Genomic DNA, 16,141 nt, shown 5'->3' with positions numbered 1-16,141 from the left:
TTGATCGTCTTTATGTTTTCATTCAAGGGGTTAGATATCAGATGCTCAACGGTCTACTTTTGGACCTTGCCGAAATATTCCCTGACTCCTTCATTTTTAAGATAATTCTCCAGGTAGATCAAAAAACGATCAGACCCGTAGTCGCTGTGAGGTATCTTATGAATACGCGTTTAACCACACCATTGAATAACCACGAATCAACCGTTCTGGGTTTAAAACCGTTTATCCATATCGATACCCTGATTAAATCAGTGCTGCCTGCTGCGAACAGAATGGTCATCTGTCGGGGAGAAACCGTACATTATTATAAAGATGATGTGCGCCAGTGTTTTTTACTTCTCCAGGGGAGTGTGGCGCTTCATCGTCGCGGCGACGGTATTGTTTTAAACTCTGAATCTGCGCCTTTTATTCTTGGCGTCAGCAGCCAGTTTTCTTCGGAACATCTGTATGTCAGGGCCCTTGAGACGGCAGAAATCGCCCGCGTGTCGCTGGAGACGTTTAATCAGATTGTTGCGCAGCAGGATTTATGGGAGCACTTTTCAAAGCTGCTAATTTATACGGCCTCACGGGTGTATGAGCACTGCGCGCAAATATCGCAAATGTCTGCCTACGACATCATTCGCTTCCAGCTTGTTGAACTCATGCAGGAGCCCGATGCCATACGGAAAAATACGACGGCCGCCGCGTACATCAAAAGCAGGACGTATCTTTCACGTAGCGGAATTATGCGTATTCTGGCAGAACTGCGGACCGGAAAGTACATCACCATGGAACGCGGGGTGCTGCTTGACATTCACCATCTGCCGCGAAAATATTGATAGCCAGCGTGCCTGTACCCGGGAGAAGCGCTATAATTAGCCAGGTTATTTTTAAGGTTGTCGGCTGCCATGTCCCTTCCAGAAAAGTCTCAACGGGGTTCTCCCTACGCGCAAGAGCTTATTTCACACCTGTTGCCTGATTGCACAACGCGACATACCGCCCGCGGAGAGCGGCTGGACCTGCAAATTAACGGTCAGGGCATGTGCTATTTAATTCTCGAAGGAACCATCGCCATCTACAGAAGAAGCGATGACATGATGCTGTCTACGGCTCGCAGTCCAGCCGTGTTCGGCCTCGCCAACCTGACCGACATCTATTTCAATGATTATATTAAGACCGTCAGCCCTTGTCTGATAGGGACGCTCACCACCGAGCGGGTGAATGAAATTATCAAAGAGAAGGCGCTATGGGGACTGCTTTCTAAACAGCTCATCTTTGTGTATAGCCGTCTTTATAACAACGTGATGCCGCAGGGCGCGCCGACGGCGTATGAGATGATTCGCCAGCAGCTGGTCAAGCTGATGGAGGAAGATGAGAGTTATCGGCTCAGCGTGACGGCGGAAAGGTATATCAGGGAGAAAACCCAGCTCTCCCGCAGCGGCGTGATGCGCATTCTGGCGGATTTAAAAACCGGCGGATTCATCGAAATGGAAGAAGGCAGGCTCATCAAAATCAATAAACTCCCCGCTCGATACTGAATGTCAGACACAAAAAAGGCCGCATTCGCGGCCCTTTTATTCTCATGTACTCAATGGACGTGAACGCCCAACCGCCAGGCAAAGTAGATCTCTTCTTTCAGCTCATTTGAAGAGAGCGCCAGCAAATCTGTAAATTCCAGCTCAAGCTGTTTCAGCTTTTTCAGGTACTGCGCCGGAGACAGGTTGCTCTTATCGCGACGTAAATATTCAATTGCCAGCTGTGTTGGGGTTATTTCAGTATCCATGATGTCCTCGCTTATGTACAAAACCTGACCAGTATACCACAACGTACTGGCTAGTTTTTGACCAAAGGCAAGACATCTGAAAACTTTACACAACCGCCGTGGTCAGCCGCGACGAGCAGCACAGGCGATCCTGCTCATCGAGAATATCTATTTGCCACACCTGATGGCGGCTTCCGGCGTGCAGCGCGCGGCAAACACCGCGCACGCGTCCGCTGCGCACCGAGCGAATGTGGTTAGCATTCACCTCAAGTCCGACAACCTTCTGCTCCCCTTCGGTGCAGAGATACCCCGCCACCGAGCCCAGCGTTTCAGCCAGCACGACGGACGCTCCGCCGTGCAATAAACCAAACGGCTGGTGGGTACGACTATCGACGGGCATGGTGGCCTCAATCTCATCGTCGCCAATGCGGATAAACTGGATATCCAGCAGCCCCACCATATTCCCCTCGCCCATGGCGTTCAGCGCCTGCAGCGTCACGGCACGTTTCCAGATCATCCAATTATCTCCAGTAAAGCCTGCAATGGGTGACGTACACCGTTGCCTTCTACCCGTTTTACCTGGCTGCGGCAGGAGTAACCCGTCGCCAGACAGCGGTTTCGCGGCAAACGCTGCATCGCCTGATGCCAGGACAGCTCATAGATGCCGAGCGAGTTGGCGTGGTTTTTCACTTCGTGTCCGTAGGTGCCGGCCATCCCACAGCAGCCTACGTTGACGCTCTCCAGCTTCGCACCGAAGCGGGCAAAAACAGACGCCCACTGCGCGGGGGCACCCGGCAGCGCGGTCACTTCCGTGCAGTGACCGAACAGATACCACGGTTCACCGCTGACATCCTGTACAGCTTTGCCTTCCAGGGCCATCGGCAGCCACTCGTGGACCAGCATCACATTGAAGTCGCCGCGCTTATCGCCCAGGGTCTGCTTGTATTCATCGCGATAGCATAGCACCAGCGCCGGATCGACGCCGACCATCGGTATCCCGAGTTGCGCCACGCGATTCAGGAAGTCAGACGTTTTCTGCGCGGTCTTCGCAAAGCGGTTCAGGAAACCTTTAATATGCTGCGCCTTGCCATTCGGGGAGAACGGCAGCACAACCGGCTGGTAACCCACTTTCTCCGCCAGACGGACGAAATCGGCCACAACCTGCGCATCGTAGTAGCTGGTGAACGGATCCTGCACCACCAGCACCACCTTCGTTTTTTGCTCAGGCGTGAGTGCCTCCAGTTGCTCCAGGGTCATGTTCGCCGAGCGATGCCCGACGAGCTGGCGCTGCAGAGACGGCACCGACAGCAGCGGCAGATCGACCATGCCGATATGTTTTTCTGAGAGCTTGCGCACCAGCGGCTGGTTGATAAAGAAGTTGAAGGTCTTCGGCGCGCGCGCCATCAGCGGCGCGTAGCTTTCCACCGTCGCCACCAGATGGTCGCGCACCGGGCGGAGGTAGCGGGTGTGATACAGCTGCAGGAAGCGCGAGCGGAATTCCGGCACGTCGATTTTAATCGGGCACTGGGTGGAGCAGGCTTTACAGGCCAGACAGCCGGACATCGCCTCTTTCACCTCATGGGAGAAATCATACTCGCCCTTGTTGGCATGCCAGCTGTTGCGGGTGCGCTCAATCAGCGAACGCAGGCTAGCCCGTTTTTCCGGCAGCTCCTGCTCCAGCCTCAGCGGATCCACCCCGCGGTCGGCCAGCAGACGCAGCCACTCGCGCACCAGCGTCGCCCGCCCTTTTGGCGAGTGGATACGGTTGCTGGTGATTTTCATCGACGGGCACATCGGGCTCTTCACATCAAAGTTGAAGCACAGGCCGTTGCCGTTGCACTCCATCGCGCCGCGCCAGGAGGAGCGCACCGCAATCGGGATCTGCCTGTCGTACGTGCCGCGCTTGACGGCATCCACCTGCAGCATTGGCGCGTCCACGCCTTCAGGCGGGCAGATTTTGCCCGGGTTGAGGCGGTTATGCGGGTCGAAAGCCGCTTTCACCTTGCGCAGCTCCGCGTAGAGCTGTTCGCCGAAGAATGCCGGGCTGTATTCCGCGCGGAACCCTTTCCCGTGCTCTCCCCAGAGCAGACCGCCGTATTTGGCGGTTAAGGCCACCACGTCGTCGGAGATCTGCTTCATCAGGATCTCCTGCTGCGGGTCGCACATATCCAGCGCCGGACGCACGTGCAGTACCCCCGCATCGACGTGGCCGAACATGCCATAGCTCAGGCCGTGGCTGTCCAGCAGGGCGCGAAACTCAACGATGTAATCCGCCAGATGCTCAGGCGGCACGCAGGTGTCTTCGGCAAAGGGAATCGGCTTCGCCGCCCCTTTCGCATTGCCGAGCAGGCCCACGGCTTTTTTACGCATCCCATAGATACGCTCAATCCCGGCCAGATCGTTACAAAGCTGCCAGCCGATCACGCCGCCCTGACCCTGCGCAATCAGCTCGTCCAGACGCTGGCAGAGCGTGGTGACCTGGCGCTCAATCAGCTCCGCATCATCGCCGGCAAACTCCACGATATTGAGACCGAGCATCTCTTTATCCGGCACGTCGGTAATCAGCTCGCTGACGGAGTGCCAGACAATGTCTTCCCTGGCCAGATTAAGCACTTTGGAGTCGACCGTTTCCACCGACAGCGCTTTCGCTTCCACCATAAACGGCGCATTGCGCAGCGCGGAGTCGAAGGAGTCATACTTAACGTTCACCAGACGACGCACCTTCGGCAAGCGGGTGATATCCAGCCGCGCCTCGGTGATAAACGCCAGCGTCCCTTCGGAACCGGTCAGCACGCGGGTTAAATCAAACTGGGTCAGGTCGTCGTTAAAGACGTGACGCAGGTCGTACCCGGTCAGGAAGCGGTTTAGTTTGGGGAACTTATCGAGAATAAGCTGGCGGTTGTCCCGGCAGCGTTCCAGCACGGTACGATAGATGCGCCCGCTGGCGGTGTTATCTTTACCCAGCGTTTCCGCCAGTTCGACCGGCATCGGCTGGGTATCGAGGATATCGCCGCCCAGCAGAACGGCACGCACGCCCAGCACGTGATCGGAGGTTTTACCGTAGACCAGCGAGCCCTGACCGGAGGCATCCGTGTTGATCATCCCGCCAAGGGTCGCGCGGTTACTGGTGGAAAGCTCCGGGGCGAAAAAGTAGCCGTAAGGCTTGAGATACTGATTAAGCTGATCTTTGATAACGCCCGCTTCGACCCGCACCCACCCCTCTTCCGGGTTGATCTCAATGATGCGGTTCATATAGCGAGACATATCAACAATGATGCCCTGGTTCAGCGCCTGACCATTGGTCCCGGTGCCGCCGCCGCGCGGCGTAAAGACCAGTGAAGCAAAGCGCTCCTGCGTCGCCAGCCGGGCGATAAGCGCCACGTCGGCCGTTGAACGAGGGAAAACCACGGCATCGGGAAGAAGCTGGTAAATACTGTTATCGGTCGCCATCGTCAGCCTGTCGGCATAGTTCGTGGCGGTATCACCTGTAAAACCCTGTTGCTCCAGTGCTTGCAAAAAATTAAGCACCAGCTGAACGACGCCAGGTGCCTGAGAAATCTGTGGGATCATGACTGTCGACCCTAATTAGAGTTGTATGAAATCGTTTGCGTGTATCTTAAAAGTTTTATCACATTTTTTTCTTATAATCTCTGCTGAATTACAGGCAAAATCCGCCTGTCAAAAACCGCCGAGATCATCAATGATTAGAGAGACGCGGTTTTCCGTTCCCGCCAGTCGTACTGGCGTTCTTTTAAGGAAAGTTTCATTTATGGTCAATCTTCGCCAGCCCAGGGATGTTGCGCAAATTTTACTGTCGGTGCTGTTTCTGGCCCTCATGATTATTGCGTGTCTGTGGATTGTTCAACCCTTTATTCTCGGCTTCGCCTGGGCCGCGACCGTGGTCGTGGCCACGTGGCCTCTGCTGCTGCGTTTGCAGAAGCTGCTGTTCGGCCGCCGCGGGTTAGCCGTGCTGGTCATGACGCTTCTGCTGTTCCTGCTGTTTATTATTCCGATTGCCCTGCTGGTGAATAGCCTGGTGGATTCCAGTGGCCCGGTTATTCGCGCCATTAGCAGCGGCGACGTGACGCTGCCGGATCTGGCCTGGCTGAACAGCATTCCGGTGGTGGGAGCCAAGCTCTACAGCGGCTGGCATAGCCTGCTGGAGATGGGCGGCAGCGCGCTGATGGCAAAAGTCCGCCCGTACATTGGTACCACGACCACCTGGTTTGTCGGTCAGGCGGCACATATCGGCCGGTTTATGATGCACTGTACCCTGATGCTGCTCTTCAGCGCCCTGCTCTACTGGCGCGGCGAGCAGGTCGCTTTAGGCGTTCGTCACTTTGCCACCCGCCTGGCGGGCAAACGCGGTGATGCTGCGGTACTGCTGGCTGCGCAGGCCGTGCGCGCGGTTGCGCTGGGCGTGGTGGTCACCGCGCTGGTGCAGGCGGTGCTGGGCGGTATCGGTCTGGCGATTTCCGGCGTACCGTACGCCACCGTATTTACCGTTGTCATGCTGATGACCTGTCTTGCGCAACTGGGGCCGCTGCTGGTGCTGGTTCCCTGCATTATCTGGCTGTACTGGACGGGTGATACCACGTGGGGAACGGTGCTGCTGGTCTGGAGCTGCGTGGTCGGCACCATGGATAACGTCATTCGTCCGATCCTCATCCGCATGGGTGCAGACCTGCCGCTGATCCTGATCCTCTCCGGGGTCATTGGCGGTCTGATTGCCTTTGGCATGATTGGCCTGTTTATTGGCCCGGTGCTGCTCGCCGTTACCTGGCGCCTGTTCTCCGCCTGGGTGCATGAAATTCCGCCTCCGGGAACAGACCCGGACGTGATTCTGAGCGAACTGGAAGAGCTGGAAGAGAAGAACACGCATTAAGTTTTTTGCCGGGTGGCGCTAACGCTTACCCGGCCTACATTCCCCCTCACAATACTTTAACGCTGCTAAAGTATTTATTCGTTGCACACTGGTCAGACCCGCCGTTTCTGCATTAAACCCGCGATTAACCTCAAGAAATCTTTACGCCTCTTTAACTATTGAGACGAATCTGATCGACGCTAAAGATCACAATGCCTACTATTAGCTCACGGTTATAAATCAACACCTTGATTTATAAGCATGGAAATCCCCTGAGTGAAACAACGAATTGCTGTGTGTAGTCTTTGCCCATCTCCCACGATGGGCTTTTTTTTATCCTGACTACGCGCGTGTCACCTTACAGGTACTGAGCATCCGCCACTCGGCAGGCAGCACGCGGGTTTCCCCGGTTACCCTGACCGTCACCCTCTCGCGGATATCCGCCGACGATGCGCCAACCTGCAGTTCAAACTCGCCCGGCTCAACGATGCGTTTCCCGTCCCGGCGGGTAAAGTTGAACATCTCAACCGGTAGCGTAAAGCTGAGCGTGGCGGTTTCGCCCGGCGAGAGCGTGACGCGCTGGAAGGCCTTCAGCTCCTGGAGCGACCGAACCTGGGTGGCGACCTTATCCCTGACGTAAACCTGCACCACCTCGCTGCCGCTACGCTCTCCGGTATTGGTGATATCCACACTCAGCGTCACCTCGCCGTCGACCGGCACGCTGCTTTCCGCTACGCGGGCAGCCCCCCAGCTAAACGTCGTCCAGCCGAGGCCGAAGCCAAACGGGTAACGCGAACCGAAGTGGAACGCAAACGGCGTGCCGCCGCTTTTGAGCTTGTGATTGTAGTAATACGGCATTGCCCCGGCGCTTTTCGGCACGCTCACCACCAGACGCCCCTGCGGCTCCGCCCGCCCCGTCAGCACGTCCGCAATCGCCCAGCCCCCTTCCTGCCCCGGCGCCCACGCCATCAGCAGCGCCGCGACGTTATCCTCCAGCCCCTGAAGGTTGTACGGACGCCCGCCGGTCATCACAACAATCACCGGCTTGCCCGTCGCCACCAGCGCCTCCAGCAGCTGTTGCTGCACGCCCGGCAGATTCAGGGAGTCGGTGTCGGAACCTTCCCCCACGGTACCGCTCTGGAACAGCCCGGCGAGATCGCCCACGCAGGCGACCACCACGTCACTCTCCTGCGCCGCGTTCACGGCCTCGGGGATCAATGCGGTACTCTGCGAGACCGGCGACTGCTGCATCGGTTTGCTGCCGCTGTCGCCAGGGAAGACCGGCGCGCCCGCCATCCGTTTTTCGATGATGTGACACCCTTTGGCATAGCGGACGTTCGATGCCCCGAGATACTGCTCCAGCGCCGCACGCGGGGTCGTGACCTGCAAGGTCTCTTCCACCATATCGCTGATGATCAGATGCACCGGGAAGCTATAGCCGCTGAGCAACGCCAGCGGATCGTCTGCCGTCGGCCCCACCACCGCCACGCGAGGTTTGCCGCCGAGCGGTAAAATGCCGTTGTTTTCCAGCAACGTGACCGATTTTGTCGCCACCTCCCGTGCGGCCTGGCGGGTCAAGTCATTTTGCAGATCGATACCGTTTTCATCCGCGTACGGCTTTTCAAACAGCCCCAGGCGGAATTTTTCCGTCAGTACGCGTGCCACGATCTCATCCACTTTGGTCATAGAAATCAGCCCGCGCTCAACGGCGTCCGCCAGATGGCGCGCGCAGTCGTCTTTTGGCAGCTCAACGTCCAGCCCGGCGTTGAATGCCAGCGCGGCGGATTCGGCCGCATCGTGGGAAATCCCGTGATGCTGGTGCAGCAGGCTGACGCCGCCGTAATCCGCCACAATAATCCCGTCGAATCCCCACTGTTCGCGCAGGACGGTAGTCAGCAGGAAGCTGTCGCTGTGTCCCGGCTGGTTATCAATATCGTGATAGGCGGGCATGACCGACCCGGCATTTGCCAGCTTGACAGCCATTTCAAACGGCAGCAGGAAGGTATCGTTCAACTCGCTGAACCCAAGGTGCACCGGCGCGTGGTTGCGCGCCCCTTCGCTAAACGAGTGGCCAACGTAATGTTTTAGGGTCGCTAGCAGGTCGCGCTTATCGCCCTGTAAGCCCTTCACGTAGGCGGTCACCATCACCCCCACCAGCCACGGATCTTCGCCGAAGGTCTCTTCGGTCCGCCCCCAGCGCACGTCGCGGGACACGTCCAGCACCGGGGCCAGCCCCTGCTGGCAGCCGACGGACCGTGCCTCTTTACCGATCTGCTCTGCCGCGCGCTGCACCAGTTCCGGATCCCAGGTAGAGCCGTAGTTCAGCGACGACGGGAACAGGGTGGCGTCTTTACACAGCAGCCCCACCAGACACTCTTCATGAAACAACGCCGGGATGCCGAGGCGCGTCTCTTCCATCATCATCCGCTGCAGGCGGTTCGCGGCGCGCACGCCGGTTTTCGCATCAACGATGTGGGTACCCAGCGGACGGGTGATCTGCCCGACGCCCAGCTTCAGCCGTTCGCTCAGCGCGGCCTGCTCGCTCACGCCGGCGAATTCATCGCTCAGATCGCTGCGCTCGCGGTGGTTGCCGTTTTCATCGAGGATCAGCCAGTACGCATGCATCTGGGCGAACTTCTCTTCCGGGGTCATACGCGCCAGTAAATCGGCGACGCGCTCGTGCACGGGACGTCCCGCGTCCTTATAGATAGCAGTCATATTTTACTCCTGTAGTGCGGAAGGGGTTGCCGGGCTGAGCTGCCCCGCGTCGGGTCTTACCTCACGTTTGCTGGCCAGCTCCCGGGCGATGGAATCCACCAGCCGGCTGTTGAGCTTGTAGATGGCAAGCAGCGCGACCATGCAGAGGAACAGCGCGCACGGGATAAGGGTGAACAGCGCGTTAATCGTAGAGAGGACGTGGGGTGCCTGAGTTGCCTGTCCCGGGGCGTAATCCACCATGCCAAGCACCCAGCCGACCACCGCCCCACCCAGCGCCAGACCGAATTTGATGGCAAACAGCGCGGTGGAGAAAACCAGCCCGTCCAGGCGACGACCGCTGCGGTGCTCTTCGTAGTCGACCACATCGGAGAACATGGTCCACTGCAGCGGCGTGGTCAGGTTTTGCACAAAGCTAAAGACGATGTTGAGGCCAAAAATCAGCCACACCTGTGAAGGCGGCAGGAAGAAAATCAGCGCGCCGAAAATGACGAAGGAAATAATGGTCCACTGATAGGCGCGTACGCGATCAAATTTCCCCAGCAGCCGTTCAGATAATAAAGCGCCGCTTAAGGAGGCGACCATTCCGGAAACAATAAAGGCAAAAACCAGATCCGGACGCAACAGCACGTAGTTCACGTAATACATCGTGGCGGAACCGCGCGTCACCACCGCCGTTAACAGCAAAATATTAAACAGGAACACAATACGCCACTGGCTGTTACCGGCCAGCAGTTTTAAATCGGTCAGCATGGAGCCGGAGGTATCATTGCGCGGCGAATAGCGCTCTCGGGTCATCAGGAAACAGCAGAAAAAGAGCACAATGCCCAGCAGCCCCATCAGGCTCATGGCATAGAAATAGCCTTTCTGCACGTTGCCCTGGCCTAACAATGAAACCAGCGGCAGGGCGATGACCGTCACAATCAACCCGCCGATAAACGACAGGCCAAAGCGCCACGACTGCAGGGAGTGACGCTCGCGCGGGTCTAACGTCAGCGCGCCAGGCATGGCGCAGTAAGGCACGTTAATGGCGGAGTAAATCAGGCTTAAGATCGCGTAGGTCAGGCAGGCATAAACGATTTTCGCCGTCGGTCCCACGTCCGGTACATAGAAAGTGATAAGGCAGCTTACGCCAAACGGAATGGCGAACCACAGCAACCAGGGACGGAAACGACCGTGACGCGTCTGGGTGCGATCCACCAGGGCGCCAATGCACGGGTCGACAAACGCATCGACCACGCGCACCACTAAAAACATGGTGCCCATAATCGCGGCGGGCAGCCCAAAAACGTCCGTATAGAAATAGGCGAGAAATAACGTTGCCGTTTGCCAGACCAGCGCGCTGGCCATATCACCTAAGCCATAACCTATTTTATCTTTGGTACGCAATACAGAGGAGAGTGTCATTGTTATTTGCCTTTTTATCAGGTTAAAACGTATTTCAACCAGTTGCGCATCATCTGAAGGGAAATGCGCATGTAAGGCTCAAGTATTAGCAACGGTTTGCGCGCTAACAATTGTCTAAATTGACAGGCAAATTATGATATTTGGTTTTTTACTTTATTTGTGATGGGGAGCAAATAAGAGGGAGAAATAAAAAAGGCGAGGAATAATATCCTCGCCTTTTCGGGTCAGCGCGGCGTTACTTGTTCAGTTCCGCCAGGCTCAGCCAAGTTTGCACCACGGTGTCCGGGTTCAGGGACAGGCTATCAATCCCCTCTTCCATCAGCCATGCGGCAAAGTCTTCATGGTCGGATGGACCCTGACCACAAATCCCGACGTATTTACCCTGCTTCTTCGCCGCGCGGATGGACATGGAGAGCAGCGCTTTCACCGCCTCGTTACGCTCGTCGAACAGCTCGGAGACCACGCCGGAATCGCGGTCCAGACCCAGCGTCAGCTGCGTCATGTCGTTCGAACCGATAGAGAAGCCGTCGAAGTGCTCCAGGAACTGCTCGGCCAGCAGGGCGTTGGACGGAATTTCACACATCATGATGATCTTCAGCCCGTTCTCGCCGCGCTTCAGCCCCTGACGCGCCAGCTCGTCCACAACGGCTTTCGCCTGATCTACGGTACGCACGAACGGGATCATGATCTCCACGTTGGTCAGCCCCATGTCGTTGCGCACGCGCTTCACCGCCTCACACTCCAGCGCGAAGCAGTCGCGGAAGCTGTCGGACACGTAGCGTCCGGCCCCGCGGAAGCCCAGCATCGGGTTCTCTTCTTCCGGCTCGTAGCGCTCGCCGCCGACCAGGTTGGCGTATTCGTTAGACTTAAAGTCAGACAGACGCACGATCACGCGTTTCGGATAGAAGGCGGCGCCCAGCGTCGCGATCCCTTCGGTCAGACGGCCGACGTAGAACTCTTTCGGCGAGTCGTAGCCTTTCATCATCTCGCGGATTTCGTTCTGCAGCTTCGGATCCTGATCGTCAAACTCCAGCAGCGCACGCGGGTGAACGCCGATCATACGGTTGATGATAAATTCCAGACGCGCCAGGCCTACGCCTTCGTTCGGCAGGCAGGCGAAGTCGAACGCGCGGTCCGGGTTACCGACGTTCATCATGATCTTCAGCGGCAGGTCCGGCATGGTATCCACGCTGGAGCTCTTCACGCTGAAGTCGAGGATATCGGCGTACACGTAGCCGGTATCGCCCTCGGCACAGGAGACGGTCACGTTCTGTCCGTCCTTCATGCGCTCGGTGGCGTCACCGCAGCCGACAACCGCAGGGATACCCAGCTCGCGGGCAATGATCGCCGCGTGACAGGTACGGCCGCCGCGGTTGGTGACGATAGCCGCCGCTTTCTTCATGATCGGTTCCCAGTCCGGGTCGGTCATGTCGGTCACCAGCACGTCGCCTGGCTCAATGCGGTTCATCTCGCTGATGTCGTGGATCACTTTGACCGGACCGGCACCGATGCGGTGACCGATGGCACGGCCTTCCGCCACGATTTTGCCCTGGGCGTGCAGCGTATAACGCTCCATCACCTGACCGCGTGAGCGGACGGTTTCCGGACGCGCCTGCACGATAAACAGCTTGCCGGTGTTCCCGTCTTTCGCCCATTCGATATCCATCGGACGGCCGTAGTGTTTTTCAATCTGCACCGCCTGCTTCGCCAGCTCCTGCACTTCGGCGTCGGTCAGGGAGAAGCGGTCGCGCTGTTCCTGCGGTACATCTTCAATTTTAACCTGCTTGCCATGCTCCTGGGTCGGGGCATAGATCATGCGGATTTTTTTCGAGCCCATGGTGCGGCGCACCACCGACGGACGGCCAGCGGCAAGCGTAGGCTTGTGGACATAGAATTCGTCAGGGTTTACCGCGCCCTGCACGACCATCTCACCCAGCCCCCACGCGGAGGTGATAAACACCACCTGGTCGAAGCCGGATTCGGTATCAATGGAGAACATCACGCCGGATGAGCCCACGTCCGAGCGCACCATGCGCTGCACGCCAGCGGAGAGCGCGACGCCGCGATGGTCGTAGCCCTGGTGTACGCGATAGGAGATGGCACGGTCGTTGAACAGGGAAGCAAACACGTGCTTCACCGCCACCAGCACCGCATCGTAACCCTGGACGTTCAGGAAGGTTTCCTGCTGCCCGGCAAACGAGGCGTCCGGCATATCTTCTGCGGTCGCAGAGGAACGCACGGCAAAGGAGGCCTGCGCATCGTCAGCAGAGAGCTGGTTGTACGCGTCGTGAATGGCTTTTTCCAGTTCCGGCTGGAAAGGTGTGTCGATGATCCACTGGCGGATCTGCGCCCCGGCTTTGGCAAGCTCGGTGACGTCATCAATATCCGTTTTATCCAGCAGGTCGTAAATGCGCTGGTTAACACCGCTCTGGTCTAAAAACAGGTTAAAGGCATCGGCGGTGGTGGCAAACCCGTTCGGTACGGAGACACCCATACCCGACAGATTTGTAATCATTTCACCCAGGGAGGCATTTTTGCCCCCAACTCTGTCTACATCATTCATGCCGAGTTGGTTATACCAAAGCACCAGCGGTGACGAGCCATTGTTGGACATCGAAACAATCCTTTTGTGATATTTGATCGGAGTAAGTAACACCTGACTACGTATTTATACTGGCATATTTATTAGCGCTAAAAAAACGGTGAATCGTGTAAGCAATTTAAAATTTCAACTTTTCGGATACTTTCCCACCAGGCATTAACCCGATGATTCCTATATTTTCAGCCAGAAACCCCAAAAATAAAGTCGCTATTTGAAAAATGAAATCCACTTTTCAGGAAAATCAAAAATGCCGTTTCATTTATAATTAAGATAAGTTCTTTGCTGTGTAATTTACTTTTTTAATTTATGCTTTCAGACAATTAGGTCTGATATTCAGGGTGAGTAAAATGGATAGTGCTGTCGATCGCCACGTTTTTTATATTTCTGATGGTACGGCGATCACCGCCGAGGTCCTGGGCCACGCGGTGATGTCGCAGTTTCCCGTTTCGATAAACAGCATCACGCTGCCGTTTGTCGAAAACGAGAGCCGCGCCAAAGCGGTGAAGGACCAGATTGACGCCATATACCAGCAGACCGGCGTCCGCCCGCTGGTGTTCTACTCGATCGTGATCCCCGAGATTCGCTCCATCATTCTGCAAAGTGAAGGCTTCTGCCAGGATATCGTGCAGGCGCTGGTGGCTCCGCTGCAAAGCGAACTTAAGCTCGATCCGACGCCTATTGCCCACCGCACCCACGGGCTGAACCCCGGCAACCTGACCAAGTACGACGCGCGTATCGCCGCCATTGACTACACCCTTGCACATGATGACGGTATCTCTCTGCGTAATCTCGACCAGGCGCAGGTGATTCTGCTTGGCGTGTCGCGCTGCGGCAAAACCCCGACCAGCCTCTATCTGGCGATGCAGTTTGGCATTCGCGCCGCAAACTACCCGTTTATCGCTGATGACATGGATAACCTGGTGCTGCCTGCCGCCCTTAAGCCGCTGCAGCACAAGCTGTTCGGCCTGACGATCAACCCGGAACGCCTTGCAGCCATCCGCGAAGAGCGCCGCGAGAACAGTCGCTACGCCTCTATGCGCCAGTGCCGGATGGAGGTCTCCGAAGTGGAAGCGCTGTACCGCAAAAACCAGATCCCGTGGCTGAACAGCACCAACTATTCGGTTGAAGAAATTGCCACCAAAATTCTCGACATCATGGGGCTTAATCGCCGCATGTACTAATATGCTAGTACATTAACTCAGATTCAGGTATCATCATCTGCAACCACGGGGCGGTGTCGCCCCGAACTTGAAATCAGCAGGGATTGGTTTAAGGTGATGCCCATCACTTCCCGGTAGTCTGCCGATGAAGCAAAAATTTTCTGAGACATTCCATGAATAAAACCGATGAACTCCGCACTGCGCGCATTGACAGCCTTGTCACGCCGGCTGAACTGGCCCAGCGGCATCCTGTTTCCGCCGCCGTCGCGGAACACGTGACGGCTTCCCGCCGCCGCATTGAAAAAATCCTCAATGGTGAAGACAAACGTCTTCTGGTGGTGATTGGTCCCTGCTCCATCCACGATCTGGATGCCGCGATGGATTATGCAAAACGACTTCAGGGACTGCGGGATAAGTACCAGCATCGCCTTGAGATCGTCATGCGCACCTACTTTGAAAAACCGCGCACCGTGGTGGGCTGGAAAGGGCTGATTTCCGATCCTGACCTCAACGGCAGCTATCGCGTTAACCACGGTATCGAGCTGGCGCGGAAGCTGCTTTTACAGGTCAACGAGCTGGGCGTGCCGACGGCGACCGAGTTTCTCGATATGGTGACCGGGCAGTTTATCGCCGATCTGATCAGCTGGGGCGCGATTGGCGCACGCACCACCGAAAGCCAGATCCACCGTGAGATGGCCTCCGCCCTCTCCTGTCCGGTCGGCTTTAAAAACGGGACCGATGGCAACACCCGTATCGCGGTTGATGCCATCCGCGCAGCCCGTGCCAGCCACATGTTCCTGTCGCCGGATAAAAGCGGTCATATGACCATCTACCAGACCAGCGGTAACCCGTACGGGCACATCATTATGCGCGGCGGCAAGAAACCCAATTACCATGCACAAGATATTGCGGCGGCCTGTGAAACGCTGGCCGAGTTCGACCTGCCGGAACATCTGGTGGTGGATTTCAGCCACGGCAACTGCCAGAAGCAGCATCGCCGCCAGCTGGACGTCTGCGATGAGATCTGCCAGCAGATCCGCAGCGGTTCAACCGCCGTTGCAGGGATTATGGCCGAGAGTTTTATCAAAGAAGGCACGCAGAAAATCATTGCCGGACAGCAGATGGTGTACGGCCAGTCGATCACCGACCCGTGCCTGAGCTGGGAAGACAGCGAACTGCTGCTGGAGAAACTCGCAGCAGCCGTGGACACACGCTTTTAACATCCTGCCGGGTGGCGCTGCGCTTACCCGGCCTACGATTCTTGCCGTTGTAGGCCCGGTAAGGCGAAGCCGCCACCGGGCTTTTCATTGCACAATATTGATCCTCTCACCCTTTTTTCACAAAAATGCTTGCCGTGAATTTGCAGTTTATTGATAATGATTATCATTGTTACATTGATTGTTATTTATAAACATTATGTCACGTACGGATAACAGCGCGGCAACGCCAGCAAAAACAGACACAGCACCAGCCCCTACCGAGCGTCGGATTGAAAGCAAAACCCTGCTCGGCGATGAGGGCCGGGTCATTATCGAGCATGACGGTCAGCGCTATCTGCTGCGCCAGACCCATGCCGGAAAACTGATCCTCACAAAATAAACAACACAAAAAACTTCGCCAGCCACCCAGGTAAACCCCAGGCAGCCAGCGCT

The 16,141-nt window shown here is 56.7% G+C and carries 12 protein-coding genes and 1 other RNA gene; 7 read left to right on the top strand and 6 right to left on the bottom strand.

Annotated features, from left to right (window positions below):
* The first annotated feature begins 158 nt into the window (after positions 1 to 158).
* Complete coding sequence (locus tag P349_RS20240) at positions 159 to 818, top strand: winged helix-turn-helix transcriptional regulator (RefSeq protein ID WP_032650971.1); 660 nt, start codon at positions 159 to 161, stop codon at positions 816 to 818.
* Positions 819 to 887: 69 nt separating this feature from the next.
* Positions 888 to 1,517, top strand: coding sequence for a helix-turn-helix domain-containing protein (locus tag P349_RS20245; protein ID WP_024909408.1), 630 nt, complete (start codon positions 888 to 890; stop codon positions 1,515 to 1,517).
* Positions 1,518 to 1,567: 50 nt separating this feature from the next.
* Here P349_RS20245 and P349_RS20250 read toward each other — a convergent pair whose 3' ends face one another.
* The 3 genes from P349_RS20250 to ydiJ form a co-directional block, all read right to left on the bottom strand.
* Positions 1,568 to 1,762 (bottom strand): YdiH family protein, encoded by a 195-nt coding sequence (locus tag P349_RS20250; protein WP_003857766.1) that lies wholly within the window; start codon positions 1,760 to 1,762, stop codon positions 1,568 to 1,570.
* Between the two features lie 85 nt (positions 1,763 to 1,847).
* Complete coding sequence (gene menI, locus P349_RS20255; protein WP_023311321.1) at positions 1,848 to 2,258, bottom strand: 1,4-dihydroxy-2-naphthoyl-CoA hydrolase; 411 nt, start codon at positions 2,256 to 2,258, stop codon at positions 1,848 to 1,850.
* The gene (ydiJ, locus tag P349_RS20260; protein WP_032650969.1) at positions 2,255 to 5,311 is read right to left on the bottom strand and encodes a D-2-hydroxyglutarate dehydrogenase YdiJ; all 3,057 of its coding nucleotides are present in this window, start codon (positions 5,309 to 5,311) and stop codon (positions 2,255 to 2,257) included. Before ydiJ ends, menI begins: the two co-directional genes overlap by 4 nt.
* Before the next feature lie 199 nt (positions 5,312 to 5,510).
* Here ydiJ and ydiK point away from each other — a divergent pair, with 199 nt between their 5' ends.
* Positions 5,511 to 6,626, top strand: coding sequence for an AI-2E family transporter YdiK (gene ydiK, locus P349_RS20265; RefSeq protein WP_024909410.1), 1,116 nt, complete (start codon positions 5,511 to 5,513; stop codon positions 6,624 to 6,626).
* 208 nt (positions 6,627 to 6,834) lie between these two features.
* Positions 6,835 to 6,942, top strand: an RNA gene (gene rprA / locus P349_RS25165) — antisense sRNA RprA.
* Between the two features lie 5 nt (positions 6,943 to 6,947).
* Here rprA and P349_RS20270 read toward each other — a convergent pair.
* The 3 genes from P349_RS20270 to ppsA form a co-directional block, all read right to left on the bottom strand.
* The gene (locus P349_RS20270) at positions 6,948 to 9,323 is read right to left on the bottom strand and encodes a glycoside hydrolase family 3 N-terminal domain-containing protein (RefSeq protein ID WP_032650968.1); all 2,376 of its coding nucleotides are present in this window, start codon (positions 9,321 to 9,323) and stop codon (positions 6,948 to 6,950) included.
* Positions 9,324 to 9,326: 3 nt separating this feature from the next.
* A complete protein-coding gene (locus P349_RS20275) occupies positions 9,327 to 10,727 on the bottom strand; it encodes an MFS transporter (RefSeq protein WP_024909412.1) in 1,401 nt (466 codons plus the stop codon).
* A gap of 235 nt (positions 10,728 to 10,962) precedes the next feature.
* The gene (ppsA, locus tag P349_RS20280; RefSeq protein ID WP_024909413.1) at positions 10,963 to 13,341 is read right to left on the bottom strand and encodes a phosphoenolpyruvate synthase; all 2,379 of its coding nucleotides are present in this window, start codon (positions 13,339 to 13,341) and stop codon (positions 10,963 to 10,965) included.
* Positions 13,342 to 13,676: 335 nt separating this feature from the next.
* On the opposite strand from ppsA, the gene ppsR reads away from it, so the two are divergent.
* The 3 genes from ppsR (at position 13,677) to hemP (ending at position 16,088) form a co-directional block, all read left to right on the top strand.
* Positions 13,677 to 14,510: a posphoenolpyruvate synthetase regulatory kinase/phosphorylase PpsR gene (gene ppsR, locus P349_RS20285; RefSeq protein WP_023311315.1), complete on the top strand. Its 834-nt coding sequence runs from the start codon at positions 13,677 to 13,679 to the stop codon at positions 14,508 to 14,510.
* A 152-nt stretch (positions 14,511 to 14,662) separates the two neighbouring features.
* A complete protein-coding gene (gene aroH / locus P349_RS20290) occupies positions 14,663 to 15,709 on the top strand; it encodes a 3-deoxy-7-phosphoheptulonate synthase AroH (protein WP_032650967.1) in 1,047 nt (348 codons plus the stop codon).
* A 196-nt stretch (positions 15,710 to 15,905) separates the two neighbouring features.
* Positions 15,906 to 16,088 carry a hemin uptake protein HemP gene (gene hemP, locus P349_RS0124060; protein ID WP_032650965.1) on the top strand — a complete coding sequence of 61 codons (183 nt, stop codon included), beginning with the start codon at positions 15,906 to 15,908 and terminating at the stop codon, positions 16,086 to 16,088.
* Positions 16,089 to 16,141 lie beyond the last annotated feature (53 nt).

Origin of the sequence: Enterobacter sp. DC4 (assembly GCF_000568095.1) — a bacterium.
GTDB classification, from domain to species: domain Bacteria; phylum Pseudomonadota; class Gammaproteobacteria; order Enterobacterales; family Enterobacteriaceae; genus Enterobacter; species Enterobacter pseudoroggenkampii.
This window is presented reverse-complemented; position numbering and strand designations above follow the sequence as displayed.